Here is a 25,739-nt window from a genome sequence, read left to right as displayed (position 1 = left end):
TCCGGGATGCAGGGGTACAAGGCCACGGGTACGGTCCGCAGAAGATCTTGCACGATCCCGAAAGACGCCACAAAGCCCTGAAGTCGATCTCCCACACCTCAGGAGAGACATCACATGGCAGCTCCCCGGATCCTCATCGTCGGCGGCGGTTTCGCCGGCATGGAGTGCGCTCACAAGCTGGAGAAGAAGCTCTCGCCCCACGAGGCGGAGCTGCGGCTGATCAGTCCGCAGGACCACCAGCTGTATCTGCCGCTGCTGCCACACGTCGCCTCCGGAGTCCTCACGCCGCAGTCCGTGGCGGTGCCCCTGCGCAGGATGCTGCGCCGCACCGCGATCGTGCCGGGCGGCGCCATCGGCATCGATCCCAAGGCCAAGGCCGTGGTCGTACGGAAGATCAATGGCGAGGAGGTCGTGGAGCGCTACGACTACTTGGTCCTGACCCCCGGCAGCGTCACCCGGCAGTTCGACATCCCCGGTGTCGACCGATACGCGGTGGGCGTCAAGACGCTCGCCGAGGCCGCCTGGATCCGCGACCACGTCATCTCCCAGCTGGACCTGGCCGCGGCGAGCTCGCACCGCGAGGAGCGCGAGCAGCGGCTGCAGTTCGTGGTGGTCGGCGGCGGTTACGCGGGCACGGAGACGGCCGCGTACCTGCAGCGTCTGACGAGCGCCGCCGTGAAGCGCTACCCGGGCCTGGATCCCGCACAGATCAAGTGGCACCTGGTGGACGTGGCCCCGAAGCTGATGCCGGAGCTCGGCCCGCGGCTCGGCGACAAGGCGATGGCGATCATGCAGCGCCGGGGCGTGAACGTGTCCCTCGGCGTCTCGGTGGCCAAGGCGACCGAGGACACGGTCACGCTGACCGACGACCGCGTCCTGCCGTGCCGCACGCTGATCTGGACCGCGGGGGTCGCGCCGAGCCCGCTCATCGCGACGCTGGGCGCCGGGACGAACCGGGGCCGGCTCGTCGTCGACGCCGATCTGACGGTCCCGGGGCTCGACGGCGTCTTCGCGCTCGGCGACGCGGCGGCGGTGCCGGACCTGGCCAAGGGCGGCGACGCGGTCTGCCCGCCGACCGCCCAGCACGCCATGCGCCAGGGCTGGGCCGCCGCGCGGAACGTCCTCGCGGCGCTGCGCGGCTTCCCGCTCACCGACTACCGGCACAAGGACATGGGCCTGGTCGTCGACCTCGGCGGCATCCAGGCCGTGTCGAAGCCGATGGGCGTGCAGCTCACGGGGCTGCCCGCGCAGATCGTGGCGCGCGGCTACCACCTGGGCGCCCTGCGCACCGTGACCGCCCGCTTCCGCACGGCCGCCAACTGGGGCCTCAACGCGCTCGCGGGCGACGATTACGTGCGGACCGGCTTCCAGTCCCGGCGGCCCGCGACGCTCAAGGACTTCGAGCTGACGGACGTGTACCTGACGGAGGAACAGATCAGGGAGCGGATCGCCGCGGCCTGACGCGCGCGAAGGACGTGCGGGGGCCGGATCGTGAGCGCGGGTCCATCGGCCCCCGGCGTGGTGACTTCCGCCGGGCCCGGCGCGGCTTTCGCGGGCGGACCATGGAAGGGTGCGGCGACGACGTGACCTGAGGGGCGCCCCGGTCAGCCCGGCTGGAAGGTGGTGCGCAGGCGGTAGCGCTCGCCGCTGTACTCGACGGTCGACAGCAGCACAGGCCGCTGATCACGCGCGTAGATCGTCTGGTCGAGGGCGAGTACGGGTGAGCCCGCGGGGACGCCCAGGTGCCCGGCCAGTTCCGGCTCGGCGCCGCGGGCCTCGATGGTGACCTCGGAGCGGTCCAACTCGACGCCACGGGCGCGCAGTTCCTCGAAGAGCGAGGCGGAGGTGAACTCGGCCCGCTCGATGCCGGGTGCGAGCCGGGCGAGGACGAGGGTGCGGTCGACGGCGACCCGGACGTCGTCCAGGAGCCTGACCCGGTCGAGCCGCAGCAGTGCGGTGCCCGCGGGGACGTCCAGCCGGTCGGCGTCGTCCAGGGAGGCCGTGACGGCCTCGTGCCGCAGCACGATCGAGCTCGGACGCATGTGCTTGCGCCGGGCCGTCGCCGTGAACGACTCCAGGTCGTTGGGCCACTCCCGGGCGGGAGCGGGCTCGGCGACGAACCAGCCGCGCCCGTGCGAGGCCGTGAGCAGCCCCTGCTCGACCAGGTGCAGCAGGGCCTTGCGCAGGGTGACGCGGGAGATGTCGAAGCGCGCGCACAGGTCACGCTCGGAGGACAGCCGCGCCCCGGGGGCGAGCCCGTCCCGCGCGATCTCCGCCCGGATCAGGTCGGCCGCCTGCGACCACAGGGGCGCGGCACCGGTGGCGCGCTGGGGCGCGCGGCCCGCGGGGGCGTGGCCCGCGGGGGCGTGGCCCGCGGGGGCGTGGCCCGCGGGGGCGTGGTCCGCGGGGGCGTGGTCCGGCATGCGGAAACCTCCAGGTCGACGCGGTCGGCACCGACGAACCATACCACCGCTTACCACTGAGGAGCGGGCCCTACGCACCGGCGCCGCAGGCCCTAGGACCCGAGAACGGCCGCGGAAGGCCTCGGACACGACCCGGCATGAATACCACTATTGACCAGTTGCAGACCACTGTTTACCTTGTGGGTGCAGCGACCGGACACTTCCCTCGCTGACCTCGGTGTTCTCGCCCCACGGCTCCTGGGCCGTCCGTGGACACCGATCCCCCGGGCCCGATGGAGGAATTCGGATGAGTACGGCCACCGCGAAGAAGCGAGCCGGCGGCGGAGTCATGGCAGTCATGCAGCGCATCGGCCGCAGCCTGATGCTGCCCGTGGCCGTGCTGCCCGCCGCCGCCATCCTGCTGCGCCTGGGCAAGCCCGACCTGCTGGGCCGTGAGGAGTTCCCCGAGCTCATCCGCAAGTCCGGCATGATCCTGACCGCCGGCGGCCAGGCGGTCTTCGACAACCTGCCGATGCTCTTCGCGATAGGCGTGGCCATCGGCTTCGCCAAGAAGGCGGACGGCTCGACGGCCCTCGCCGCCGCCGTCGGCCACCTCGTCTTCAAGAACGTCCTCGCGAGCCCCGCCTTCCCCAACGGCGTCGACGGCAAGCCGCTGGACGCCAAGGTGCTGGGCGGCATCGTGATGGGCCTGGTCTGCGCCCTGCTCTACCAGCGGTTCAGCCGCACCAAACTGCCCGACTGGCTCGGCTTCTTCGGCGGACGCCGCCTGGTGCCGATCCTCAGCGCCTTCGCAGGTGTCGTCATCGGCACGGCCTTCGGCGTCATCTGGCCGACGGTCGGCGGCTGGTTCTTCCACTTCGGCGAGTGGCTGGTGGGGACCGGTGCCTGGGGCGCGGGCCTGTTCGGCGTGGTCGTCCGTGCCCTGATCCCGGTCGGGATGCACCACTTCTTCTCGTTCTTCCCGTGGTTCGAGGCCGGCAGCTTCACCAACCCGCAGACCGGCGCCGAGGTCCACGGCGACATCGCGCGCTTCCTCGCGGGGGACCCGAGCGCCGGACAGTTCATGACCGGCGGCTTCCCGATCTACATGTTCGCACTGCCCGCCGCCGCACTCGCCATCGCGCACACCGCACGCCCGGAGAACCGCAAGGTCGTCAAGGGCATGATGATCTCCGTCGCGCTGACCTCCTTCGTCACGGGCGTGACCGAGCCGATCGAGTTCAGCTTCATGTTCGTCGCGCCCGTCCTCTACGCCCTCCACACGGTGCTGTTCGGCATCTCGATGGCCGTCTGCTACGCCCTCGGGATCCGGGACGGCTTCGGCTTCTCGTCCGGTGCGATCGACTACGTCGTCAATTTCGGCATCGCCACGAAGCCCTGGCTGCTCATCCCCATCGGTCTCGTCTTCGCCGCGCTCTACTACGCGATCTTCCGGTTCGCCATCGTCCGGTTCGACCTGCCCACACCGGGCCGCGAACCGCTCGACGAGACGACCGACGCCGACGGACCCGCCGAGTCCGCTGAGCCCGCCGAGTCCGCTGAGCCCGCTGACTCCGTGGATGCCGACGCCTCCGCCGCGCCCGGCTCCCCCGCACCGCCCAAGGCCTGACGCCCCCGCGCCCCTCGCCCCCCAGATCCCGCTCCCGTGCGCGTCCCCGCGCCGGAGCTCCCGAAAGGAACCCCCATGTCCGGCTCCCGCATCACGTTCCAGACCGGCCAGGACGCCCAGCCCGAGGCCCTGGAGCGCGTCGCGGCCCACGTCCGTGCCCAGCTGACCGCCGCGGACTCCACCGCGCTGCGCGCGGTGCGGCGCCCGCTGTTCGCGGGGATCGGCGCCTCCTACGCGGCGCTCGCCGTGCCCGTCGAGGTGCTGCGCACCCACGGCGTCGCGGCCCAGCGCGTGCAGTCCGACGAGATCGAGGCGGGTCTGACCGGCTTCGACACGGACCTGCTGCTCGGGGTCTCGCAGGGCGGCCGCAGTTCGGAGACGCTGGCGGCGTTCAAGGCGGCCGGCGACGCGCCGACCCTCGCCGTCCTGAACGTCACCCCCTCCCCTCTCGGCGGCCTCGCGGGCCGCACCGTCGACCTGGGCAACGAGCCGGACTCCTACGCCTCCACCGTGGGCTTCACCGGCACCGTCGTCGCCCTCGACCTGCTGGCCGGGGCCGTCGCGGGCCGGCACGACGACCCCTGGCACGGCATCGCCGGCCACGTGCGGACGACGCGCGAACGGGCCGCCGCGGCGATCGGGCCGGTGCGCTCCCGGGCCGCCCGGTGCGTCGCCGCCGACTGTGTCGCCACCGGTGCCTCGCGCGCCGCCGCGGAGGAGACCGCCCTGCTGCTGCGCGAGGTACCGCGGCTGCCCGCCGCCGCCTCGACGACCCGCACGTACCTGCACGGCGAGATGGAGTCGGCGGGCAACACGCTCCACGTCGTCTTCGGTGACGGCCGCGAGATCGACCTGGCGCGATCCCTGTCCTCGGCCGGTCACCTCACCCTCCTGGTCACCGGCGAGGACATCGCCCCCACGGCCGATCTCGCGGTGGTCCGCCTCCCCGAGACCGGCACCGCCCCGCGCGTCGTCCTCGAAACGGTCGTCGCCCAGGAACTGGTCCGGGCCCTCGGCGTCGAGCGGGACGTGCCGATCGAGTCGTTCGTCTTCGCCAACGACGACACCAAGGAAGGCGGCGTGAACCCGGGTGACTTCGCCATCGGTTCCCCGGAGCTGACCCGCTCCTGACCGCGCGGGGCGGCGGCGTCACTCACTCATGGACGGCCCTCGTGGACGGCCCGCACGAGCGGCTCTCACGGCCGGCGCACCTCCGCGTCCCGTCGTTCCTCGAAGCGGCCCGCCCAGTACGCGGTCCGGTCCAGGTAGGCGGTCTCGGCCGCCTCGCCGGTCTTCCCGTACGCCCCTTCGAAGGTCTGGTAGCCGTGGCCCGCCGGCGGTGTGCTGTCGGCGGGCTCGATGGAACTGCCCTCGTGCCACTCGTTGAAGGACGTCACCGACACCCAGGCCGGGTCGCCGCCGACGGCCGGGTCCAGGGCGTTGTTCCACTGCTTGTCGTAGGCCGCTCCGTCCGCGCGGCCGAGGGTGGGTGTCGTGTTGCCGGGGACCGCCCGGTCGTCGAGGTAGCCGGGGGCGACCGACGGGGCCCAGATCAGGCCGTGCGCGCGGGCGTAGTCACCGGCCTGCTTCCAGCCGGGCGCGGTGGCCCCCGCGATCCCGTCGTAGGTGTACATCCCGGAGAAGTGCGCGATCTTGGTGGTGTCGGTCGTCTGGGCGAGCACGATGTTGTCGTCCGTCACCTCGTCGAGCGCCGCCCAGTCGGTGACGCGCAGGCTCTCGAAGACGTAGAACGCGGGCCGGTCGCCGTGTTCGGCCGAACGGTAGAAGGCGGGATGGCCGCCGTAGGCGTCGTTGATGTACTTGATGTCCGCCACGGTGGATGCGCCCGTGCGTCCCGCGTACGGCTCCAGGTGCCAGGCCACCTTGACGCCTTGTGCCGCGGCCGCGTCCAGGACGCGTCGGGCCAGCCGGTCCTCGTAGCCGTCGCGGCCCCACCAGCTGTAGACGAGGACCCCTGCGCCGGAGCGTTTCACCCACTTCATGTGCTGGGCGACGGCTCCCGTCACGTCCCCGGAGTCGTAGGGGCCGAGCGCCGGGTAGAGGTCGGCGCCGATGTCGTCCGGCGGCGTGTGGCCGCCCTGCGGCCAGTGCCGCCAACTGCCGCTGCCCGCGGGGCTTCCGTACCACGGGTAGTAGAAGAGGTGGACGTTCTGCGATCCCTCGTCGGCCGGGCCCGCGTCGGCCGGCCCGCAGTCGCCGGGTGCCTGTCCCGCCGCGTAGCGGACCGCGCCGAGCAGCAGGGCGCGGAACGCGGGATCGGCGTACGACTCGGCGGTGTGGCCGAGTCCGGTGTAGAAGGAGCGGCCCTTGCCCTGCGCCCGGCACCAGGTGATGGGGTGGTCGCCCGCCATCTCCCCGCCGTTGTACGTAGATTCGTCCAGGCTCTGCAGGACGTGCACGCCGGCCCGGGGGTTGGCGCGGTAGTTGTACCACTCGTCGGTGCGGGACCAGGTGGCACCGAGGTGCGAGGTCGCCGGGTGCGTGCGGTCCTCGGTGACGACGGTGGCCCGCTGGACGGCCGGGTGGCTCTTGAAGTACGCGCCGACGAGCTGTCCGTAGTAGGGCCAGTCGTATTCGGTGTCGGCGGCCGCGTGCACCCCGGCATAGCCGCCGCCCGTGTCGACGTACGACTTCAGGGCGTCCTGCTGGGCGTTGTCGAGCACGTCGCCCGTGGTGTTGAGGAAGACGACCGCCGCGTATCCGGAGAGGTTGTCGGGCGTGAAGGCGGCCGGATCCTCGGTGGCCGTGACGGTGAAGTCGTTCGCCTCCCCGAGGCTGCGCAGGGCGTCGATGCCGGCCGGGATCGAGTCGTGGCGGAAGCCCGCGGTCCTGGAGAAGACGAGGACCTCGTCGGGGGCCGCGGCATGGGCGGGCGCGAGGGGCGCGGTGAGCCCCGCGGCCAGTGCGAGGGCGAGGGCGGCGGGTCCGCGGCGCAGGCGCCGCATCAGGTTCCGCATGGTCAACGTCCCTTCCGCGCGGAGGTGGAGAGGGTGAACGCGTCGACGTCGAAGAGGTTCCCCTGGCCGGTGGGCCCCTTGAAGACGAGCACGAGGTCGGTGGTCCCCGACGGCGCGCCGGACAGGTTCGTGGTGACGTCCTGGAAGTTCTCCCAGCCGCCGGTCACGGGCACGTTCACGGAGCCGATGAGCGTCCCGGCCGGCGAGCCCGCGCGGATCTCGATGGTGCCGCCGGCGCCGCCGGAGGATGTGCGGGCGGTGAACGACGTCGCGCTGCCGAGCGCGTAGGGCTTGAAGGAGATCCAGTCGCCGTTGTCGGTGAAGCCCACCGTGTTGGCGCCTTCGGCGTTGCCGTGTCCGGCGATCTGGATGCCCGACTGGGCGGAGAAGTGCTCGGCCTGGCGGTGGCGCGGCTGCAGGGTGTGCCTGCTGTGGGTGGTCAGGCCGTCCTTGTCGGTGTACTCGGCGTCGAAGACCCCGTACAGGTTGGCCGCGCTGTCGTGCTCGCCGTCGGTGGGCACGGTGATGCTGCCGGTGCAGCCGTTCTTGGAGGTGATGGCGTGCGAGTGGCTGTCGTGGCCGAGCAGATAGGTGACCTTGACCTTGGCACAGTCGATGCCGCCGTCCTCGGGGTCGCTGACCGAGACGTCGAAGGGCACGGTGTCACCGAAGGAGAAGGGCCGTCCGTCGGCGGGCTGTTTCAGGGTGACCGTGGGTGCGGTGTTGCCCGCCGTCACCACGAGGCTCGCGCTGCCGGTGAGCCCCTCGGGGTCCTTCACCGTGAGCGTGGGCCGGTAGGTGCCCTTCGTGGTGTACGTGTGTGAGGGGTTGGCCTGCGTCGAGGTCGTTCCGTCGCCGAAGTCCCAGGCGTAGGAGAGGGATCGGCCCTCGGGGTCCGAGCTGCCCGCGGAGGAGAACTGCACGGTCAGCGGCACGGCGCCGGACGCCTTGTCCGCGGCGGCCTTGGCGACGGGGCTGCGGTTGCTGCCGCCCAGGTACTCGATGCGGTACAGGGCCTGGTTGTTGCTCCCGGTGCCGTAGTCCAGGACGTACAGGGCACCGTCGGGGCCGAAGTCACTGTCCATGACCTGTGTGCCGGTCCAGGGGAAGTCCTCGATCGTGCCGCGGGACCCGTCGGGCTTGACCTCGATGGACTTGATCCATTTGCGGCCGTACTCGGTGGCGAGGAAGCGGCCGTCGAGGGACTGCGGGAACTTGACCGAGGAGTTCAGGTCCGGGTCGTACCGGTAGACCTCACCGCCCATCGGGGACTCGGAGCCGCTGCCGAGCTCGGGCGGCGACCCGTCCCAGCCGTACTTGATCCAACTGGGCTTCGCGGCCGGGAGCTTGGCCAGTCCGGTGTTGCGGAAGGAGTTGTTGGCCGGGCCGCCCGCGCAGTCGTACTTGGCGGCGGAGGGGCCGCTGGGGAAGGTGTACTCGTTGTAGGTCTCGGTGGTGGTGTTCGTGCCGGTGCAGTACGGCCAGCCGTAGTTGCCCGGCGCGGTGATGCGGTCGAACTCGACCTGCCCGCCGGGACCGCGGCCGGCGTCGCCGCCGCCCGCGTCGGGTCCGTAGTCGCCGAGGTAGACGGCGCCGGTCTTCTTGTCGACGCTCATCCGGAAGGGGTTGCGGAAGCCCATCGCGTAGATCTCGGGACGGGTCTTCGCCGTGCCGGGGGCGAAGAGGTTGCCGGCGGGGACGGTGTAGCCGCCGGCCGCCGTCGGTTTGATCCGCAGCACCTTGCCGCGCAGGTCGTCGGTGTTGCCCGAGGAGCGCTGGGCGTCGAACTGCGGGTTGCGCTCGGCGCGTTCGTCCAGCGGCGCGTAGCCGGCGGAGTCGAACGGGTTGGTGTCGTCGCCGGTCGTCAGGTACAGGTTCCCCGCGGCGTCGAAGTCGATGTCGCCGCCCACGTGGCAGCACTGGCCGCGGTCGTTGGCCACTTCGAGCACGACCTTCTCGCTGGCCATGTCGAGGGTGTGGTCGGCCTTGAGCGTGAACCGGGACAGATTGAGGTGACCCTTCCACCGGTCGAAGTCGGCGGCGCTGCCGGTGGCCGGGGCGTCACCGGGCGGGGTGTCGAGCTTGGGCGAGTAGTAGAGGTACACGTGGCGGCTCGATGCGAAGTCCGGGGCCGCCGCGACGCCCTGCAGCCCCTCCTCGTCGTGGGTGTAGACGTCGAGCTTCCCGGCGGACGTGGTGTTCCCCGCCGCGTCGGTGTATCTGACCGTGCCGTCGCGGGCGGTGTGCAGGACAGACCGGTCGGGCAGCACCGACAGCGACATCGCCTCGCCCAACTCGGCGTTGCCCGAGGCGAGTTGGACCTGCTGATAGTCCGCGGCCGGAATGTCCCGCGCGGCCGCGCCCGCGGCGCCGGAGGTGGCGGCGGACGTGACGGTGACACCGGAGAGCACGAGTGCCAGTGCGGTGAGCAGCTTGAGCCCTGTACGAGGGCATGGGGACATGGGGCATCCTCCTGACGCTCGGGGTGTGTCAGGCAGGGGCGCGCGCCGGCCGCGCTCGCTGCGAGGGGGTGACCAAGTCGTGCGTGAATTGCACGTTCAGCACAGAGAATTACGCAGACGTGCGAGCGCTTTGCATGCTGGCAATCGGCCGACAATTTGTCAAGGCCGTGTCAAAAATAGCCCGGCGGGCGGGCGCGGGCCGGCCGGACGCGACGGTCCGGCCCCTGCGGCCACCTCGCCTCAGCCCCGCCGCACCCCGAGCCGCCCTTCCAGCTGGGCCAGCAACTCCCCGAGGAGTCCGCTGAGTTGACCCTGCCCCGCACCGTCGAGCACGGACAGCACGACCGTCTCGTACGCGAGCTGCTCCGGCAGGATCGCGTCGACGAGGTCGCGTCCGGCCCCGGTCAGGCCGACGTGCGCGACGCGGCGGTCCCGCGCGTCGGCGCGCCGCTCGACCAACTGCCGCTCCTGGAGCTGCTTGAGCCGCTTGGTGACGGCGGCCCCGGAGGAGAAGGTCTCGCGGGCCAGCTCGCCGGGCGTCAGTTCGTGGCCGGTGCGGCGCAACGCGCCGAGCAGGTCGAACTCGGCGCGGGTCAGACCCGCCCTGCGCAGCGGGGCGTCCTCGGCCTGCTGGAGGAGGGCCGCGCAGCGGTTGATGCGGCCGATGACCTCCATGGGTCCGGTGTCGATGTCGGGCCGCACCGTCTGCCACTGCCGCACCACCGCGGCCACGGTGTCCCCGCCGTGGCCGCCCACCGGACCGTTCTCTGTCGTCATGCTCGTGCGCCCTCCCAGGCGTCCGCGAGCCCCGCGCGGGGCCGCGTCCCCTGTCCGTTCTCACCGCTCTGTCGTCGGACCGTCGCCGCGAGCGTACGGTGTCCGGCGCGTTCGGCGGCGAGCACCCGCTGTTCGGGCAGGGCGCGCTGCCACCATTCGCCGGCGGCCGCGTCGGCGGCGGCGCGCAGGTCGACGAGGGCCGCGGCGAGGCGGCGCCGCGCGGGTTCGACCGCGCCCGCCCCCGCGAGTCCGGCCTCGGCGTGCTCCCTGGCGAGGTCGGTGGCCGTGATGGCCCGCTCGATGTGGTCGGCGGCGCGCCGGTTGGTGACCAGGACCGCCGCCGCGACGCCGAGCACGGCGCCGACGAGGGTGTCCACGACTCGGTCGAGGATCAGCTCGCCGGGCTGCTGGAAGCGGGCGAACTCGGTGACGAGCAGCGCCATCGGCGTCACGCACACGCTGCCCAGCCAGTAGTTGCGGGTGATCAGCGCCTCCGCGCCGAAGGCGAGGACCAGGCAGCTCACGATGAGCTCGGCGTGGCCGAGGTGCGCGAACGGCGCGACGGCGGCGAAGGCGAGCACCCCCACGAGGTTGCCGACCACGCGCTGCACGCCCCGGTTCCAGGTGAGGGTGACGTTGGCCTGGTAGAGGGAGGCGGCGGTGACCAGGGCCCAGTAGGGGCGGCCGATGCCGAGCGCGAGCGAGCCGTATCCGGCGAGGGCACAGCCGACGGCGGTGCGCAGCGCGATGGGCAGCAGCGGGGAACCCGGCGCGAGCCGCCGCCACAGCGGGACCCCGGGCCCGGCGAGTTCGGCGTCCACGCCGAGGAGTTCGTCCGCCTCGCCGGGACGTACGGGGCCGGGACGCGGGACGGCGCCGGTGCCGCGCAGCCCGGCCGCCCAGGCGCGCAGCGCGACGGGGTCCGAAGCGGCGGGGTCCGCGAGCGACTCCTCGGCTCGGACCACGAGCCGGGCCAGGGCGCGCCGGGCGGCGACGCCGCGGGCGCCGGTGGCGAGCAGCGACTGCCAGGCGGCGTGCACGGCACCGGCCGCGGCGGCGCGGGCCCGTTCGGCGGCCTTGGCGCCGTCGGTGTCGCCGCGTTCCGTCTCGCCGCGTCCCGTCTCGCCGCGTCCCGTCTCGGCGCGTCCTGTCTCGTCGTGGCCCGAGTCGCCGTGGGCGGCTTCCGCGTACGCGGCGGTGGCCAGCAGGGCGCGGGCGGTCGCCCTGCGCTCGGGTCCGTGCGGGCGCACCAGCGCGGGCGCCATGCCGACGAGCCAGGCCACGGCGCCGCCGGCGAGGGTGAGCGCGATGTGGCCGGGGACCTGGCCCAGCGTCTGGGGCGCGAAGAGGGTCGCCGAGCTGATGAAGGTGAAGATCAGATGACCGGGCGGCCCGATGCGAGTGGCGTCGCAGAGCGTCTTCTGCGCGGCGGCGAGTACGGCGCCGACCGCGACGAGGATCGCGGCGGACCCGGTCAGCGAGGCGGTGACCAGGGCGACGGCGATGCTCGCGGTCATCCCGGCGACGACCCAGGCCAGGGCACGCGCGCGTGCGGCGTAGGGGAGGTTGTGGGCGTACAGGGCGCAGAACGTGCCGGCCATCGTGTACATCACCAGGTCGAGCCGCCCGAGGGCGAGCAGCGTCAGGTTCGGTATCGCGGTGGCCACGGCCACGCTGGTGGCGGGCTTGAACCAGATGTCGGACGGCTTGCCCGGGCGCAGCACCCCGGCGAGCGGGAGCCGGCGGGCGCGGACGGGACGGGGGGACGGGTGCGGGGACGGCGGCGTACTGCTCATACCCAAAAGGTTAACAAGTGTTTTACTCGAAAACGATTTGCGTCGGAACCGGGCTCCTCCGGCACCGGAACCAGGACTCCTCCGGCCTGCCGCACCGCACCCCGCCGAGGGCGCGCGGGAGCTGCCCCCGGCGGCTCGACCGCTCCCCAGTGCTCCCCATGCACCCCCGTGCGCTCGCGTACGGCCTCGCGCGCCTGGGCATCGACTCGACGGACACCGTCGACAGGGGAGGGTGCGGTGCACGGACCGGCACAGGCCGCCTGGCTGCTCGTCGCCGTGTGCGCGGCGACCGGGGCCTACTGTCTGCTGCGGATGCGCAGCCGGATCGAGGAACAGCGCCGCACGGCCGGCGGCGAGGCGCTCATGGGGTTCGGGATGGCGGTGATGGCCGTGCCCGCGGCCGTGCTCGCGCCGCCGCGCTGGACGTGGCTGGTGTACGCCGCGGTGTTCGGCGCCGCCGCCCTGCACGCCGTGTGGGCGGCCCGCACGAACCGCCACCACCTCCACCACCTGGTCGGCGCGTCCGCGATGGTCTACATGTCGGTGGCGATGGCCACGGCACCGGGCGCGCACGCCGGGCACGGTGGAGCCGGTGTGCCCCTGCTGACCGGCGCGCTCCTGCTCTATTTCGCCGGGTACGTCCTGTGGTCGGGCGCGCGGCTCGCCCCCGGGGCGGTCTCCGGGGCCGGCGGCCCCGCCGTGCTGGGGTGGGCGGACCGGTCCGAGGTGGCACTGGCCTGCCGCCTCTCGATGGGCATCGGGATGCTGGCGATGCTGCTGACGTTGTAGGGCCCGCCTTTTCATCGCTGTCGTCGCCCGGAGGGCGGGCCCGCGGCGTCTGCCGCGCGCTCTCTGCGTGCTCTCGGCGCGCTCTCTGCGTGCTCTCTGCGTGCCGGGCGGATGTCCTCGTACTGGACGTACGTGGGCATGCGCCCGGCGCCGCGAAGGTGCGTGCCAGGCCTCGCGGGGCGTCCGGACGCAGCCATGGCGTGACGTCGACAGCCAGGGCCGGGCGGTCATCGGCCGCCTCGGGCAACGGCATTGATGCCACCGCCCGACGCAGCCGGCCGACGTCCAGCCGTCCGCGATCGAGGCCCGCGTCCAACGCTCCGTGACCGCGGCGGTGTTCGGCCGCGGAAGCGCCAGGCCGACCAGCTTCTTGACCGGCCCGTCCGCGCACAGGATCAAACGAAGGCCGCCCCGCTGAGCGGCGTCTGTCACCATGAGTGATCAAGTTCGAGACGCGATGCGACCGGCGAGGGTAGACGCAAGCCGCCCTCTCCCCCGCCGCCCGGTCACCGGCGCGCCCCCGCAGCCGCGTCGCCCGCAGGAGCGGGGGCGCCCGTTCACCGCCACCGGACGGGACTGCCGCACCTCACCGGAGCCCGCCGCAGGGGGCGGTGGCCCCCTGCCGACGCCATGTCATCGCGGCCCGGTCACGGGCGCCCCGGCCGCTTCCTGCGTGGCGCGGTCCGGGCCCGTCCCCGCGCAGGACGTCGCACCTGCCGCGCGTGCGGTCTCGACGCGCCTGCGGGCCCGCGGGGCCGGCGGCCGCATCCGCGGGTCGAGCATCGGCCGGCTGCCGCTGTACCGGTGAGGCCTCACCGGCGACCCGGGGTGCGGGCCGCCACACGGTCGGTCCTATATTCATACAAACAATTCACGCGCGGCCCTGCTGCGACGGACACCGGGGTGGGACCGCAGTGATCGAACCCGACGGCACCGAACCCGCCCGGGGAGGGGCCCGCGTGGCCCGTAAGGCGCGCGCGAAGGCGCGAATGCGCAAGCGCGTGGCCGTGGTTGCCGCTGTGGTCGGGCTGGGCGGGGCGGCCGCCACGGGTGTGGTCGCTCTGGGGGGCTCCTCCGGGGGCCGGGACGGTGCCGGGGACACCGCGTCCGCCTCTTCGGGCAGCGCGGCGGACAAGGCGCGTGCGGCGAAGCGTGCGAAGAAGGGCGAGGAGAAGTGGGACGGCAAGGTACGGGTGCTGGGGGACGGCTCCACCTCGTACACCGGGCCGCAGCCCGGGCAGCTCAAGCCCAAGCGGCTCAAGCCCGGGGAGAAACCGCCGCAGTTCGTGGTCTTCTCCTGGGACGGCGCCCTGGAGGGCGATGACCGCCGCTTCTCCCACTTCCGCCAAGTGGCGCGGGAGAGCAAGGCCCACATGACGTTCTTCCTCACCGGGATCTACCTCCTGCCGGAGAGCAGGAAGTCGCTCTACCGCCCTCCGCAGCACAACCCGGGATCGGCCGCCATCTCGTATCCGACCGTCCCGCACATCCAGACCACGCTGGAACAGCTGCGCGGTGCCTGGAAGGACGGGAACGAGATCGGTTCGCACTTCAACGGGCACTTCTGCGGCGCCAAGGGCGGCGGTGACTGGAGTACCGGGGAGTGGAAGAGCGAGATCGAGCAGACGTACGCGTTCATGAAGAGGTGGAAGACCAACACCGGGTTCACCAAGGAGGGGCCCCTGCCCTTCGACCCGGACCGGGAAGTGGTCGGCGGCCGTGCGCCCTGCCTGGAGGGGCAGAAGAACCTCCTGGCCGCGGCCAAGCCGTTCGGCTGGCGCTACGACGCGAGTTCCGCGGGCGACTTCCAGATATGGCCGTCCAAGGCCGAGGGCATGTGGAACTTCCCTCTGCAGCTCCTGCCCCTGGAGGGCAAAGAGGTGCAGGTCCTCTCCATGGACTTCAACTTCCTCTACCACCAGTCCGGTGACAGCACCCAGGGCGACCCGGCGAAGTTCCCCGCGTGGCAGGCGCAGGTCTCCAAGTCGTACATGAACGGCTTCAACCGCGTCTACAACGGCAGCCGTGCGCCGATGTTCATCGGCAACCACTTCGAGGACTGGAACGGCGGCATCTACATGAACGCCGTCGAGGACGTGATGCGCACGGTGTGTCCGCGCAAGGGCGTGCGCTGCGTGTCGTTCCGCGAGCTGGCCGACTGGCTCGACGTCCAGGACCCCAAGGTCCTGGCCCGCCTGCGCCTGCTCGACCCGGCGCAGGCACCGGAGTGGAAGTCACTGGTCAAGTAGCGGGGGCCGTCCACTCCATGACTCCTGCCTCTAGGTGAGCGCCTCGATGTAGTGGGCCCACAGGTCAACCGCCCGCCGACTGGCGGGTGTTGCGGGGTCGTCACCGCCCAGCCCCTTGAGCGGCAGCGGCACCAGGTCCTTGAGAGACATGCGGTAGACGACCACGGCCGTGGTCTCCTCGCGGGTGCCTCCCACGAACCAGCCCGCCGTGTTCGCGGTGGTCGTCCCGGTCTTGCCCACAGTGCCGGCGTGGGCCGCTCCCGCCGCCTTGGCCGACCCCTCGGTCATGGTGGCCCGCAGGGCGTCCGTGACCGTCCGGGCGGTCTTCCCCGACACCGCCCGGACGGGTTCGGGTCCGACGATCGGCACGGCGTCCCCGGCCCGGGTGACCGAGCGCACCGAGTAGGGGTCGGTGTGCATGCCGCGGGCGGCGAAGGTCTGGTAGGCGCCGGCCATCCGGATGGCGCTGGGCGTCGAGTTCTCCCCGAGCGCGAACAGGGGGACCCGCTCCCCCAGGCTCGAGGGGAGCAGCCCCGCCCGCAGGGCGTACCGCTCCACCCGGTCCAGGCCGACGTCGAGGCCGAGTTGGAGCAGGGGCGTGTTGACGGAGTCGGCGACAGCCTGCCGCAAGGTCACCCGACCCCAGTCGCGGCCGCCTTCGTTGCGGCCCTTGACCACCTGCCCGCTGCGGTCCCAGTACGGGCCCTCCGGCGTCTGCACGGCGATCTTGTCGTCGCCGTCGTAGACGCTGGCCGCCGAGACGGGGGTGCGGCCCCCCTCGCGGGTGCGCCGGACGCCGTCCTCGAGCGCTGCGGCATAGACGAAGGGGGTGAGCGCCGAACCGGCCGGAATGGTCGTCGCGTTCGACTGGTTGAAGCCCTGCTTCAGGAAGTCGTGGCCGCCGTACACGGCGAGCAGCCGGCCGTCCGGGGCCACGCTCGCCGCGCCGATCCTGGCGTGCTGGTCGGTCTCGGGGCGCCGCTCGGCGTCGAAGTCCTTCTGGGCCTTCTGGACGGCGGCGGTCAGGGCCTTCGTGCGGTGGCGGTCGAAGGTCGTGCGGATCTGGTAGCCGCCGAGGTCGTAGTCGGCGGCTCTGATGTGCCCGGCCTTGATCGCGTGCCGCTTGGCCAGCTCCACCAGATAGCCGGTCTGCGCGCCGGGGATGTTGCCGGAGCCCGACTTCGTGGGTTCGGGGAACTTCTTGTAGGTGGCTCGCTCGGCCCGGGTGAGGTGGCCGGTTGAGACCATGCGGTCCAGGATCCAGTTCCAGCGTTCGACGGCCCGCTCGCGGTTCTCCTTGCCAAGGGCCGGGTCGTAGAGTCCGGCGCCCTTGAGGAGAGAGGCCAGGAAGGCGCCTTCGCTGGGGTTGAGGCGCGAGACGTCCTTGCCGTAGTACGCGTGCGAGGCGCGCTGGATGCCGTAGGTGCCCCGCCCGAACCAGCTCGTGTTCAGGTAGTCCTGGAAGATCTTGTCCTTGCTCGTGTGGTTGTCCAGCTTCACGGCGAGGAGGGCTTCGGTGAACTTCCGGGACAGGGTGCGGTCCTGGCTGAGGTAGACGTTCTTCACGTACTGCTGGGTGATGGTCGACCCGCCCTGGGTCTCCCCTCCGGTGACCGCGGCGGTCGCGGCGCGCAGGACTCCGCTCGGTGAGACTCCGGCATCCGAGTAGAAGCTCGCGTTCTCGGCCGCGAGGACGGCGCCCCGGACTTTCGGCGGCACCTTCTTCAGCGGTATCTCCTGCCGGATGACCCAGCCGGTGCGGGCCATGACGCTGCCGTCGGACCAGTAGTACACGTTGTCCTGTTGTGTGGCGAACGAGTTGAGGTCATCCGGTATGTCCGTCGTGGCGTACGCGATCGTGACGAAGCCGGTCAAGCCGAGGGCCAGGTACAGGAAGGCGCCCAGCCACTGGCGCCATGACGGCAGCCACCGGCGCCATCCGCTGCGGCCCGGACGGGGGTAGGCCGGCCGCAGCCGGCGCAGTTGTCTGCGCACCCCGGCCAGGGCGCCGGGTATGCCGCCCTCGGTCCGCTGCCTGGACTTCCTGCGCCGGCCGGTCGCCGCGCGGCGCTCCCCCGGTGCCGCCCGCCGTCTCCCGCTCCCCTGACCTGCGGCCATCCTGCGCCCACCCACCCCGTGTGCCTCCTCTGCTGCGCTCTGGCGCTCAGATTAGAGGCACGCGGCCCGGCCCGCGGGGCCCTGGCCCCCCCGGTCCGGGAACCCGCGGGTCCTGCGGAGGGGGGCAACGGCTCCGGAAAGGCCCGCAGTTGTGCCAAGATTCCGTGCTCCGGTCGGGGTGATCGGGTGATCGGGTAACGGAAGAGGAAATGCAGTGATACCCATAGCGATATCCAAGAGATACAGATCCGTCGTCCTCGCAGGTGTGACCGCGGCCGTGGCGTCCGGCTGCCTGCTCGCGCCCCCCGCGCACGCGGACGCCGCCGGCAGTGCGCCCCGCGAGGCCGACCACCGGGCGCTCGCCGCCTTCGCCCGCATCGCCGACGATGTCCTCTCCCGGCGCACCCAGGCCCTGGTGGAGGACCGCGCGGGACGCGGCGGCCCCGACGCCGCCGTGACCACGCGCATGTCCGGCCGGCTCAGGAAGGACGAGGACGCCGCGCTGCGCTCGCTGCACGCCCGCAAGGCGCGGCTGGCCAGGCTCGGCGAGGCCTACACGAAGGCGGACACCCGCGTCGTCGTGGACCGCGCCACGCTCACCGGCAGCACGGCGACCGTCCAGGTCACCGCGTCCTCGACGCTCACGTACAAGAAGACGCGCGAGGGCGGGCCGCAGACCACCGCGTTCTCGACGCGGCAGGAGCTGAAGCTCGCCGGCACGAAGGACGGCGGCTGGCGGCTGACCGCGATCACCTCGCGCAACGAGGGCCCCGTCGCGGTCGACGAGCCCTCGGCGGCCCGGGTGAACACCGTCGATGACGACGGCAACCAGTACCCGGACGGCACCCCGGCATCGACCACGTACCCCACCACACCGATGCCCTCGGGCAAGACGGCCGGCGCCTACGACTACTCCGCCATGGCCACGTACGCGGAGAAGTACTGGCGCAGCTACAACCCGGCGTACCGCAAGTTCAACGGAGCCGGCGGCGACTGCACCAACTTCGTCAGCCAGGCGCTGAAGGCGGGCGGCTGGAAGTCCGTCCCCGGCTCCGCCTACGACTACCGGAACTGGTGGTACGAGAGCGCCGGCCAGAGCACCTCCTGGGTCGGGGTGAACGAATGGGCGTGGTTCACGCTGTCCAACCGGCGGGCCCCGAACCTGGCGAGCGTCTACCAGATGGACGTCGGTGACGTCCTGCAGGTGGACTTCGACAAGAACGGGTCCAAGGACCACACCATGCTGGTGACCTACCGCGACAGGCGGGGCATGCCGTACCTGACCTACCACTCCACCGACACCTACCGCAGGTCCCTCGCGAGCGTCATCGCGTCCTACCCCAACGCGCGCTACTTCGCGTACCGCACCTGACGCATCCGGTAACTCCCCCCGGTCGGCGCGGACGGCTCCGGGGTGTCCCGCCACGGCAAGGAAGCGCGGCCACAGCGGGGGGAGGTGACCGATGTGGCGGGGCCGGACTCCAGCCGTCGCGGACCGGAGCAGCGGCCCCGTCCTGCGTCCGAACCGGGAGCTCGGCCCAGCGGCCGGCTGGCGTTTCGGCCCTGCCCGAAAGCCCTGGAGGCGGCCCCGGGGCCGCCTCGGCTCGTTCTCCGTCCACCAAGATCTTCCGGGCCTGCCGACGGCCTTGAGGGTCTCGGGGCGTTCGACGGTCTTGCGGACGCCGTAGCGGGGTGCCCGGTGCTTGTTCCTCGCGCCGGGTGGGCGTCCGGGGCCTGCTCCTTGGGGGTGGGGAACACGGGCCGGGCAGGCGAGGCGAGCGCGGATGTTCCTGAACCCTCGGGCGGATCCGGGCGGGGGTGAGCCGGTCAGGGGTGGTGGGTTTCTCCCAGGGGCGGCGGAGGTCCGCGGCGCGGGGCCGGGCGAGCGAGACGCCGTCCGGACCCGCCCCTCCCCGCCCTGTGACACGGACGGAAGATGGGGAACAAGCCGAGCGGCGCGGTCGGCGTCCGGTGAGGGACCCCCGGGCCGGGCGCCGGGGGCGCCGGGGGCCTCAGCGCCCGATCAGGGAGGAGAGCGCGATGAGGCCGTCGATCTGCCAGTCCGCCGCGTCGGCGACGGCCGGGTCGTCCGCCCAGTAGTGCCCCCACGGACCGCGGCGGATGTGTGCCGTCCGCAGGCCCGCCTGCCGGGCGGGGTAGACGTCGTGGGCGGGGTGGTCGCCGACGTACAGCGTCTCCTGCGGCCCTGCCTGGGAGACTTCGAGCACCCGGGCGAAGAAGGCGGGATCCGGCTTGGCCACGCCCCAGTCGCCGGACGTCACGACGAGGTCCGCGGGCAGATCGAGGTCGCGCAGCAGTTCGCCGGCGCGCACCGTCTGGTTCCCGGCGACGACGACGCGGACGCCGAGCTTCCGCAGACCGCCCAGGGCGGGGCGCACGTCCGCGTACAGGTCGGCCTCGCCCAGGTGCTCACCCCGGCCCGCGGCCTCGCGCGCGTGGTAGGCCGAGGCGATGTCCATGTCCGGACTGATCAGGCGCAGCGCGTCGGCGCTGTCCCCGCCCCGCGCGACGACGGCGCCCACGAGCGCGGAGACGGTGTGACGTGGCACCTGCAGCCAGTCCGCCCATGATGCCCAGTAGCGGTCGTCTTTGGTGAGGGTCTCCCCCACGTCGAACACGATGGTCTCGATCACCATCAGCACATTACGGCGTCCCGGCGCCCGGGCCGCGGTCGTCACTCGTACGGGAAATACACCCGTGTCGGCCGTGGCGTGCGTCACTTGGGGTGACAGCCCATACCCTCGGGTAGCCCGACCCTCATAGGCTGGGCCGCATGATGGTCCCCGTCGCGTTGTTGCTGCTGGGCGTTCTCACCGCTGTCGTCGCCCCCCGCATGCTCGCGCGGGCCGACTGGCCTGAGCGCGAACCCGTGGTCGCGCTGTGGGCTTGGCAGTGCGTGGTGGCGGGCGTCCTGCTCTGCTGCGCGCTCTCGATGACCCTGAGCGCCGCCGCCGCGTGGCAGGCCGTGCGCGGCCATCTCTTCGCCCCCGCGCCGCACGCCGTGGTCGAGGCCTACGCCCTGCAGGCGCCCGGCCCGTGGGCCGCGGCGACGGCCGTGATCCTGGCCTGCGGCGGGGTGTGGACGGCGGCCATGCTGACCCGGGAGATCGCCCGCTCGCGCGCCCGGAGGTCCGGGCGGCGCGCCGAACTGCTCGTGCGTTCCCCGCTGTTGCCCGGCGAGGAGCCGGGCGCCAACCGCCTCGTCGTCCTGGAGGGCGAGCGCCCCGACGCCTGGTGGCTGCCCGGCCAGGCACCTCAACTGGTCATCACCACGGCCGCGTTGCGCCGCCTGAAGGGCCGCCAGCTGGACGCGGTGCTGGCCCACGAGCAGGGGCACGCGCAGGCCAGGCACGACTGGCTGCTGCACTGCTCGGGGGCGCTGGCCATCGGCTTCCCGCAGATCCGGGTGTTCGCCGCGTTCCGCGACGAGATGCACCGCCTGGTGGAGCTCGCCGCGGACGACGTGGCGTCGCGCCGCTTCGGCCGTCTGACGATCGCCCTCGCCCTGGTCGAACTCAACGAGGACCGGGGCGTGTTCGGTCCCTGCCCGGCCCACCAGGCCCACGTCCCGCAGCGCGTGCACCGGCTGCTCGCGGCCCGCCCCCGGCTCACCACGGGCCGCAGGATCCGTCTGACGGCGACGGCGGCGCTGGTGCCCGTGATCCCCGTCCTGGTCACCTTCGTGCCCGGTCTGCGCGCGCTCGGCTAGGGCCTGTCCTCACACCCCTGGAGTCGCCCGGAGGGCGGGTCCGCGGCGTCTGCTGCGTGCTCTCGGCGTGCCGGGCGGATGTCCTCGCGTGGCGAAGCGGACGGCCGCCTTTTCCTACCGGTCCGCACTCGTTCGTACCGGCGGGCGGTGATCCGGCACGCGGGTGCGCCTGCCGGGCCCGGGAAGACGGCAGCGCATCAGGGGGCGTACCGGACCACCGCGCCCCGGGCACGGGCCGTCGATTCCGCCGAACGGGCGCCGCCCCCGCACACGCCCGCACAGCCCTGACCGCCCCCGGGATGGCCCCGACCCCGCTCCGTCGGCGAGGATCACTCCATGTACCCCGCGCCCACCGACTCCCCGACCCGACCGCCCGGCACCCGGGCCGCGCGCACAGCGGCCGCCCTGTGCGTGCCGTCCGTCCTGCTGCTCTTCCTGGTCGCGCTGGAGTGGCGTCCGCTGCTCTCGCTCGACGGCGACATCGCCCGTACCACCCACCGATGGGCCGTGGAGGGACCCGGCGTCACCCGGGTCAACCGGATCCTGTCCGACTGGGTGTGGGACCCCTGGGCCCTGCGCGCCCTGTGCGCGGTCGTCGTCATCTGGCTCGCGGTGCGCGGGGCGTGGTGGCTCGCGCTCTGGCTCACCGGCACCTGCCTGGTGGGCTCGGCGGTGCAGCAGGGGCTCAAGGCCGCGGTGGACCGGCCGCGCCCGGTGTGGCCGGACCCGGTGGACTCCGCGCACTACGCGGCGTTCCCCTCGGGGCACGCGATGACGGCGACGATCGTCTGTGGCCTGCTTCTGTGGCTGCTGCACACGCACGGCGCGCGCCCCGCCCTGTGGCGCACCGCCCTGGCCCTCGCCGTGCTCTCCGTCGCCGGCGTCGGCCTGACCCGGATCTGGCTGGGCGTGCACTGGCCTTCGGACGTCCTGGGCGGTTGGCTGCTCGGTGCGCTGCTGGTCGCGCTGGCGATCGCGACGTACGCGCACGGACCGGGCAGGCGGGCTTCCCGCACGACCTGAGGAGGCGGTTTCCTCTGGTCCCGCCCCATGAGGCGCCCCGGAGAGGAGGGTGGCAGGCGGTTCACCCGCCACCCCTCTCCCGCGCCCACCGGGCAACTCACGCACGGAGCCCACCGGGCAACTCGCGCACGGACCGGATGCCGATCTCTGAGCAGTCCGCGAAGACGGAGCTCACCACGTCCTCGTCCGCGGGTGCGAGGTCGCCCTTGAACCAGCCGGGGACGGTTCCCAAGTACCCGCTGTAGTCGCTGTGCTTGTAGATGTGGATACGGGTGGGCGTCCGGTTCCAGACCGAGCTCGCCCGGTCCTCGAACCACGAGGGCACCGTGTGGTGGCCACAGCTGGGCACCACCCACAGCCAGCCGCCGCCGTTGTCGTTCTGGAAGAAGCACGAGCCGCTTCCGCACTGGTCCCAGGCCTGGGCCCCGTAGTCGCCACCGCTGAGCCGGTACAGACCCTCCACGCCCGGCACCTTGGTCACGCGGGTCTCCTCGGCGCTCGCCGCGGTCGGCGCGGCGAGCGCGCAGACGGCCGCCGTGGCCGCGACGAGCGCTGCGATTCTCTTACGCATGTCTCCTCCTGACGTTCTGAAGTTCTGAAGTCCTGGAGCCGCTGGGTTGGGTTGATGGGCTGGGGTTGATGGGTCGGGTTGATGGTTGCCGAGTCGCTGGATTGCCGTGCGTTCACTGTGGCCCGCGATGACCGTCTGATCGTCGGCAACGAGCGCACTCTTCCTGGGCATCCAGCGCACGCGCCCGCGGTCGGGCCACCGCCCTCGCCTCGCTCGGCGGGAATCCGTACGCCTTGCGGAAGGCGCGGCTGAAGTCCGCCGGGTGGCGGAAGCCCCAGCGGGCGGCCGTCGCGGCGATGGTGCGGTGGTCCAGCGCCGGATCGGTCAGGTCCGTGAGGCAGCGCTCCAGGCGCAGGCGCCGGATCATCGCGCCCACGGTCTCCGGCTCACCCCGGAAGAGCAGGTGGAGGCTGCGTACGGAGATGTGGTGGTGGGCGGCGATGGCCGCGGGGAGCAGCTCCGGATCGCCCAGGTTGTGGTCGATGAAGAGCTTGACGCGGGCGCGCAGCGTGGCCTTGCGCGTCTCCACGGGCAGCGTGTCGTGAGCGCCGAGCCGACCGGCCAGCACGGTCGCGGCCAGGTCGACCCCGATCCCGCCGAGCCGCACCAACTCCGCGGGGCCACAGGCGCGGGCGGCGGTGGGCAGCCCGGCCAGGTACGAGCCGAGCAGTGCCGCCGACCCCGAGCGGGACCGGGTGGACAGCGGCTCGGCCAGCAGCCGGTCCGCCCGGCCGCCGGCCAGCGGCAGCACCGTTCGCGGCAGCCGCAGCAGCGTCAGACGGGTCTGTCGCCCCCGGTCGACGAAGTCGCAGAAGAGCGGTGCCGAAGTCGAGAACAGGGTCATGTCGCCGGCCCCGAGGCAGGCCACGCCGCGGGCCTGCTCCAGCCGGATGGGACTCCCCTGGACGAGGACCAGGTAGTACTCCTCCGGATCGTGGCGGCGGATGTACCGGGGGGAACGGTGGGCGGCCATCGGGGAGAAGTTGAAGGCGGCCACCTGGCTGTGCGGCATCCCCACGGCCTCCACGCTGCCCTGGAAACGGGCCGCGTGCGGGCTGCGGATCGTCACGGGCATGACCTCGGCGCCGACCATCTCGACCCACCAGTCGAAGCGCTCCGCCGCCGGGACCACGTCGGTGCTCGCGGACACCACGGGTCCCTCCGCGCCGCCGTCCTGCCGCGCCGCCTCATGGGTGATGGACATTCAATGATGCTCACGGGCGGGCGCCCGGCCGGAAAGCCGACAGCCGGTCAGATGACGTCGCTTTCCCACCATCCCGTTGTCCGCCTTCCCTGTCGCCCCCCCCTTCGCGGTGCCCGCGTTCCCCGTTGCCCCCCTCCCGGTTCCCGCCTTCCCCGTTCCCGCTTCTCGGCCGGATCCGAACTCCCTCCCCCGTGGACAGCTGGACGCACGCCACCGTGATCCCCTGGGCGAGGCACGAGATGACCGAGGCGAGAGGAAACCCCAGATGACCGTCAAAGGCGTGCTCTTCGACTTCTCCGGGACGCTGTTCCGGATCGAGCCGGCCGAGTCATGGCTGCACACCGTGCTCACCGACCTCGAAGTGCCGCTGCCGGACGCGGAGTCGGGGCGGGCGGCCGAGGCACTGGAGCGGGCGGGCGCACTGCCCGGCGGCGCCCACCCGGTCGACGTGCCGGAGCATCTCGCCCGGGTGTGGGCCGCCCGCGACCGCAGCGCCGAGCTGCACCGCGCCGCGTTCACGGGCCTGGCCAGGGAGGTGCCGCTCCCCGATCCGCGGCTCTACGACGCGCTGTACGAGCGCCACATGACCCCCGAGGCCTGGCAGCCCTACGACGACGCGGCGGACGTCCTCGCCGGGCTGCGCGAGCGCGGCGTCGGCGTCGCGGTGGTCAGCAACATCGGGTGGGACCTGCGCCCCGTCTTCCGCGCGCACGGCCTCGATCCGTACGTCGACGCGTACGTCCTCTCGTACGAGCACGGTATTCAGAAGCCCGACACGCGCCTGTTCGCGCTGGCCTGCGAGGCGCTCGGCATCGCCCCGCGGGACGCCCTGATGGTCGGCGACGACCGGCGGGCCGACGCCGGTGCGGCCGGTCTGGGGTGTGCGGTGCGCTTCGTCGATCACCTGCCGTTGGCGGAACGCCCCGACGCGCTGCGGCCGGTGCTGGACCTGACCGGGTGAGGGGTCAGCTTGTCGACCTGGTTGTCGACCGGGCCGGGTGAGGGGGCGGCGCGCGCCGTCAGCGTCCGGGCGGGCCGAGGGGCCGCAGGGACCCGAAAGGCCGCAGTACGGCTGATTTTCGCTGCGGTCGCGACGCGACCGCAGCGCATCACCCGTGTCTCATTGCGCCGGCTCCCCGCCCGCGGCACGGACGCGCAGGTGCCCGCGGAGCACGATGCGGCCGTCGGCGTGCCGCTCCACGTCGGTCGCGGCGGGCGGCGCCTCGGTGGTGCCGTCGACCTGCCGGTGGGGCGTCGTGCCGGACGGGCACCGCCCCACGACTTCGGCGACCTCGGCGGCGGGTGCGGCGTGCCGGCCGGGTCCTGGGGCGTCGGCCGGTGTCGAAGACCCGCGGCAGACCGCGTACGCACTCGGCGGCGTGCAGGTCACGAAGGGCGCCGAAGGTGACGGTGACGACGCGGCCCCGGTACGGCTCGGCCGGCTCGCCGCCGGTGCCGCCACGGCCGGTGCCGCCCGCCGGGTCCTCAGTTCGCTCGGTCTCCGCGGCGGGGCCGTCAGTTCTCTGCCGTCATGACCGGTACCCCTCGACCTGGTCGGACGGCCGCACCCGCGCGCTGTCGGGGTCCTCGCCGAACTCGCTCTTCGCGCGCCGCTGGCGCAACAGGTCCCAGCACTGGTCGAGCTCACGCTCCAGAACGCCGAGCCGCTCTCGCTCGGTGGGCCCGTCGATCTCGCCGGCAGCCAGGGAGTCGCGCAGCTGTTTCTCGTCCTCGACCATCGCCGTGATGCGGGACAGGATCTGCTGTTGGTCCATGTCGGTCAGCCTCCTCGGCCCCCCGGCCCACTGTAAGGAGGACGGGCCCGATCGGCGAGAAGAGAGCCCGGAGGGCCGCCTGGACGGCTCTGGAACAGCCTGCGCGCGGTCGCCCGTGGGCAGGCAACACTCCCCCGCGGTGCTGCCTGCCCCAGGCTCCTGCGACCCGCGCGGCGCCTGACCTACGACTCCGGCCCGGGTCGCTCCGAGTATACTGGCTCAGAGCCAGTCAACG

Annotated in this window: 20 protein-coding genes and 2 pseudogenes; 9 read left to right on the top strand and 13 right to left on the bottom strand. The window is 72.7% G+C overall.

What is annotated here, in order from left to right; all coding sequences use genetic code 11:
- Nucleotides 1–114: 114 nt before the first annotated feature.
- Complete coding sequence (locus tag ACZ592_RS01055) at nt 115–1,461, top strand: NAD(P)/FAD-dependent oxidoreductase (protein WP_471579356.1); 1,347 nt, start codon at nt 115–117, stop codon at nt 1,459–1,461.
- A 143-nt stretch (nt 1,462–1,604) separates the two neighbouring features.
- Here ACZ592_RS01055 and ACZ592_RS01050 read toward each other — a convergent pair whose 3' ends face one another.
- Nucleotides 1,605–2,423 (bottom strand): GntR family transcriptional regulator, encoded by an 819-nt coding sequence (locus ACZ592_RS01050; protein ID WP_471579355.1) that lies wholly within the window; start codon nt 2,421–2,423, stop codon nt 1,605–1,607.
- Nucleotides 2,424–2,709: 286 nt separating this feature from the next.
- Here ACZ592_RS01050 and ACZ592_RS01045 point away from each other — a divergent pair, with 286 nt between their 5' ends.
- Both ACZ592_RS01045 and ACZ592_RS01040 read left to right on the top strand, forming a co-directional pair.
- The gene (locus ACZ592_RS01045) at nt 2,710–4,032 is read left to right on the top strand and encodes a PTS transporter subunit EIIC (protein WP_471579354.1); all 1,323 of its coding nucleotides are present in this window, start codon (nt 2,710–2,712) and stop codon (nt 4,030–4,032) included.
- 75 nt (nt 4,033–4,107) lie between these two features.
- Complete coding sequence (locus tag ACZ592_RS01040; protein ID WP_471579353.1) at nt 4,108–5,163, top strand: SIS domain-containing protein; 1,056 nt, start codon at nt 4,108–4,110, stop codon at nt 5,161–5,163.
- A gap of 65 nt (nt 5,164–5,228) precedes the next feature.
- On the opposite strand, the gene ACZ592_RS01035 is transcribed toward ACZ592_RS01040, so the two are convergent.
- The 4 genes from ACZ592_RS01035 to ACZ592_RS01020 form a co-directional block, all read right to left on the bottom strand.
- Nucleotides 5,229–7,010, bottom strand: a complete 1,782-nt coding sequence (locus ACZ592_RS01035) for a ThuA domain-containing protein (RefSeq protein WP_471579352.1) — start codon at nt 7,008–7,010, stop codon at nt 5,229–5,231.
- A 2-nt stretch (nt 7,011–7,012) separates the two neighbouring features.
- Nucleotides 7,013–9,472: a PQQ-dependent sugar dehydrogenase gene (locus tag ACZ592_RS01030; protein ID WP_471579351.1), complete on the bottom strand. Its 2,460-nt coding sequence runs from the start codon at nt 9,470–9,472 to the stop codon at nt 7,013–7,015.
- A 240-nt stretch (nt 9,473–9,712) separates the two neighbouring features.
- Nucleotides 9,713–10,249 (bottom strand): MarR family winged helix-turn-helix transcriptional regulator, encoded by a 537-nt coding sequence (locus ACZ592_RS01025; protein WP_471579350.1) that lies wholly within the window; start codon nt 10,247–10,249, stop codon nt 9,713–9,715.
- A complete protein-coding gene (locus tag ACZ592_RS01020) occupies nt 10,246–12,045 on the bottom strand; it encodes an FUSC family protein (protein WP_471579349.1) in 1,800 nt (599 codons plus the stop codon). Before ACZ592_RS01020 ends, ACZ592_RS01025 begins: the two co-directional genes overlap by 4 nt.
- A gap of 237 nt (nt 12,046–12,282) precedes the next feature.
- Between ACZ592_RS01020 and ACZ592_RS01015 the strand changes: the two genes are divergently transcribed.
- On the top strand, nt 12,283–12,834 hold the full coding sequence (locus ACZ592_RS01015; RefSeq protein WP_471579348.1) for a DUF5134 domain-containing protein: 552 nt from the start codon (nt 12,283–12,285) through the stop codon (nt 12,832–12,834).
- 175 nt (nt 12,835–13,009) lie between these two features.
- Here ACZ592_RS01015 and ACZ592_RS01010 read toward each other — a convergent pair.
- Nucleotides 13,010–13,230, bottom strand: a pseudogene (locus ACZ592_RS01010) (transposase); the annotation flags it as partial.
- A gap of 593 nt (nt 13,231–13,823) precedes the next feature.
- Between ACZ592_RS01010 and ACZ592_RS01005 the strand changes: the two are divergent.
- The gene (locus tag ACZ592_RS01005; protein ID WP_471579985.1) at nt 13,824–15,083 is read left to right on the top strand and encodes a polysaccharide deacetylase family protein; all 1,260 of its coding nucleotides are present in this window, start codon (nt 13,824–13,826) and stop codon (nt 15,081–15,083) included.
- Between the two features lie 30 nt (nt 15,084–15,113).
- On the opposite strand, the gene ACZ592_RS01000 is transcribed toward ACZ592_RS01005, so the two are convergent.
- Nucleotides 15,114–17,201, bottom strand: a complete 2,088-nt coding sequence (locus tag ACZ592_RS01000) for a transglycosylase domain-containing protein (protein WP_471579347.1) — start codon at nt 17,199–17,201, stop codon at nt 15,114–15,116.
- Nucleotides 17,202–17,466: 265 nt separating this feature from the next.
- Here ACZ592_RS01000 and ACZ592_RS00995 point away from each other — a divergent pair, with 265 nt between their 5' ends.
- Nucleotides 17,467–18,573, top strand: coding sequence for an amidase domain-containing protein (locus tag ACZ592_RS00995; RefSeq protein WP_471579346.1), 1,107 nt, complete (start codon nt 17,467–17,469; stop codon nt 18,571–18,573).
- Nucleotides 18,574–18,819: 246 nt separating this feature from the next.
- On the opposite strand, the pseudogene ACZ592_RS00990 reads toward ACZ592_RS00995, so the two are convergent.
- Nucleotides 18,820–19,087: pseudogene (locus tag ACZ592_RS00990) on the bottom strand (NF041680 family putative transposase); the annotation flags it as partial.
- A gap of 126 nt (nt 19,088–19,213) precedes the next feature.
- Nucleotides 19,214–19,858, bottom strand: a complete 645-nt coding sequence (locus ACZ592_RS00985; RefSeq protein WP_471579345.1) for an HAD family hydrolase — start codon at nt 19,856–19,858, stop codon at nt 19,214–19,216.
- A 137-nt stretch (nt 19,859–19,995) separates the two neighbouring features.
- Here ACZ592_RS00985 and ACZ592_RS00980 point away from each other — a divergent pair, with 137 nt between their 5' ends.
- Entirely contained in the window at nt 19,996–20,931 is a 936-nt protein-coding gene (locus tag ACZ592_RS00980) for a M56 family metallopeptidase (protein WP_471579344.1), read from the top strand.
- Between the two features lie 336 nt (nt 20,932–21,267).
- A complete protein-coding gene (locus ACZ592_RS00975) occupies nt 21,268–21,954 on the top strand; it encodes a phosphatase PAP2 family protein (RefSeq protein WP_471579343.1) in 687 nt (228 codons plus the stop codon).
- A 97-nt stretch (nt 21,955–22,051) separates the two neighbouring features.
- Here ACZ592_RS00975 and ACZ592_RS00970 read toward each other — a convergent pair whose 3' ends face one another.
- Together ACZ592_RS00970 and ACZ592_RS00965 are read right to left on the bottom strand one after the other, a co-directional pair.
- Nucleotides 22,052–22,525 (bottom strand): peptidase inhibitor family I36 protein, encoded by a 474-nt coding sequence (locus ACZ592_RS00970; protein ID WP_471579342.1) that lies wholly within the window; start codon nt 22,523–22,525, stop codon nt 22,052–22,054.
- Nucleotides 22,526–22,637: 112 nt separating this feature from the next.
- Nucleotides 22,638–23,729, bottom strand: coding sequence for a helix-turn-helix domain-containing protein (locus ACZ592_RS00965; RefSeq protein ID WP_471579341.1), 1,092 nt, complete (start codon nt 23,727–23,729; stop codon nt 22,638–22,640).
- A gap of 265 nt (nt 23,730–23,994) precedes the next feature.
- Between ACZ592_RS00965 and ACZ592_RS00960 the strand changes: the two genes are divergently transcribed.
- Complete coding sequence (locus ACZ592_RS00960; RefSeq protein ID WP_471579340.1) at nt 23,995–24,690, top strand: HAD-IA family hydrolase; 696 nt, start codon at nt 23,995–23,997, stop codon at nt 24,688–24,690.
- A gap of 159 nt (nt 24,691–24,849) precedes the next feature.
- On the opposite strand, the gene ACZ592_RS00955 is transcribed toward ACZ592_RS00960, so the two are convergent.
- A complete protein-coding gene (locus tag ACZ592_RS00955) occupies nt 24,850–25,119 on the bottom strand; it encodes a hypothetical protein (RefSeq protein WP_471579339.1) in 270 nt (89 codons plus the stop codon).
- 139 nt (nt 25,120–25,258) lie between these two features.
- A complete protein-coding gene (locus ACZ592_RS00950) occupies nt 25,259–25,504 on the bottom strand; it encodes a DUF2630 family protein (protein WP_471579338.1) in 246 nt (81 codons plus the stop codon).
- Nucleotides 25,505–25,739: the final 235 nt, after the last annotated feature.

It is taken from the genome of Streptomyces sp. NPDC040622, from assembly GCF_055593965.1.
Note: the sequence above shows the minus strand (reverse complement) of the source record. Positions and strands in the feature narration are given on the sequence as shown.

Excerpts from the sequence above, each read along its gene's own strand:
- ACZ592_RS01055 (WP_471579356.1), top strand. The coding sequence starts at position 115 with ATGGCAGCTCCCCGGATCCTCATCGTCGGCGGCGGTTTCGCCGGCATG.
- ACZ592_RS00960 (WP_471579340.1), top strand. The coding sequence starts at position 23,995 with ATGACCGTCAAAGGCGTGCTCTTCGACTTCTCCGGGACGCTGTTCCGG.
- ACZ592_RS00950 (WP_471579338.1), bottom strand. The coding sequence starts at position 25,504 with ATGGACCAACAGCAGATCCTGTCCCGCATCACGGCGATGGTCGAGGAC.
- ACZ592_RS00970 (WP_471579342.1), bottom strand. The coding sequence starts at position 22,525 with ATGCGTAAGAGAATCGCAGCGCTCGTCGCGGCCACGGCGGCCGTCTGC.
- ACZ592_RS01050 (WP_471579355.1), bottom strand. The coding sequence starts at position 2,423 with ATGCCGGACCACGCCCCCGCGGACCACGCCCCCGCGGGCCACGCCCCC.
- ACZ592_RS01035 (WP_471579352.1), bottom strand. The coding sequence starts at position 7,010 with ATGCGGAACCTGATGCGGCGCCTGCGCCGCGGACCCGCCGCCCTCGCC.
- ACZ592_RS01040 (WP_471579353.1), top strand. The coding sequence starts at position 4,108 with ATGTCCGGCTCCCGCATCACGTTCCAGACCGGCCAGGACGCCCAGCCC.
- ACZ592_RS00965 (WP_471579341.1), bottom strand. The coding sequence starts at position 23,729 with ATGTCCATCACCCATGAGGCGGCGCGGCAGGACGGCGGCGCGGAGGGA.
- ACZ592_RS00985 (WP_471579345.1), bottom strand. The coding sequence starts at position 19,858 with ATGGTGATCGAGACCATCGTGTTCGACGTGGGGGAGACCCTCACCAAA.
- ACZ592_RS01030 (WP_471579351.1), bottom strand. The coding sequence starts at position 9,472 with ATGTCCCCATGCCCTCGTACAGGGCTCAAGCTGCTCACCGCACTGGCA.
- ACZ592_RS01025 (WP_471579350.1), bottom strand. The coding sequence starts at position 10,249 with ATGACGACAGAGAACGGTCCGGTGGGCGGCCACGGCGGGGACACCGTG.
- ACZ592_RS01005 (WP_471579985.1), top strand. The coding sequence starts at position 13,824 with ATGCGCAAGCGCGTGGCCGTGGTTGCCGCTGTGGTCGGGCTGGGCGGG.
- ACZ592_RS01045 (WP_471579354.1), top strand. The coding sequence starts at position 2,710 with ATGAGTACGGCCACCGCGAAGAAGCGAGCCGGCGGCGGAGTCATGGCA.
- ACZ592_RS01020 (WP_471579349.1), bottom strand. The coding sequence starts at position 12,045 with ATGAGCAGTACGCCGCCGTCCCCGCACCCGTCCCCCCGTCCCGTCCGC.
- ACZ592_RS00975 (WP_471579343.1), top strand. The coding sequence starts at position 21,268 with ATGTACCCCGCGCCCACCGACTCCCCGACCCGACCGCCCGGCACCCGG.
- ACZ592_RS00980 (WP_471579344.1), top strand. The coding sequence starts at position 19,996 with ATGATGGTCCCCGTCGCGTTGTTGCTGCTGGGCGTTCTCACCGCTGTC.
- ACZ592_RS01000 (WP_471579347.1), bottom strand. The coding sequence starts at position 17,201 with ATGGCCGCAGGTCAGGGGAGCGGGAGACGGCGGGCGGCACCGGGGGAG.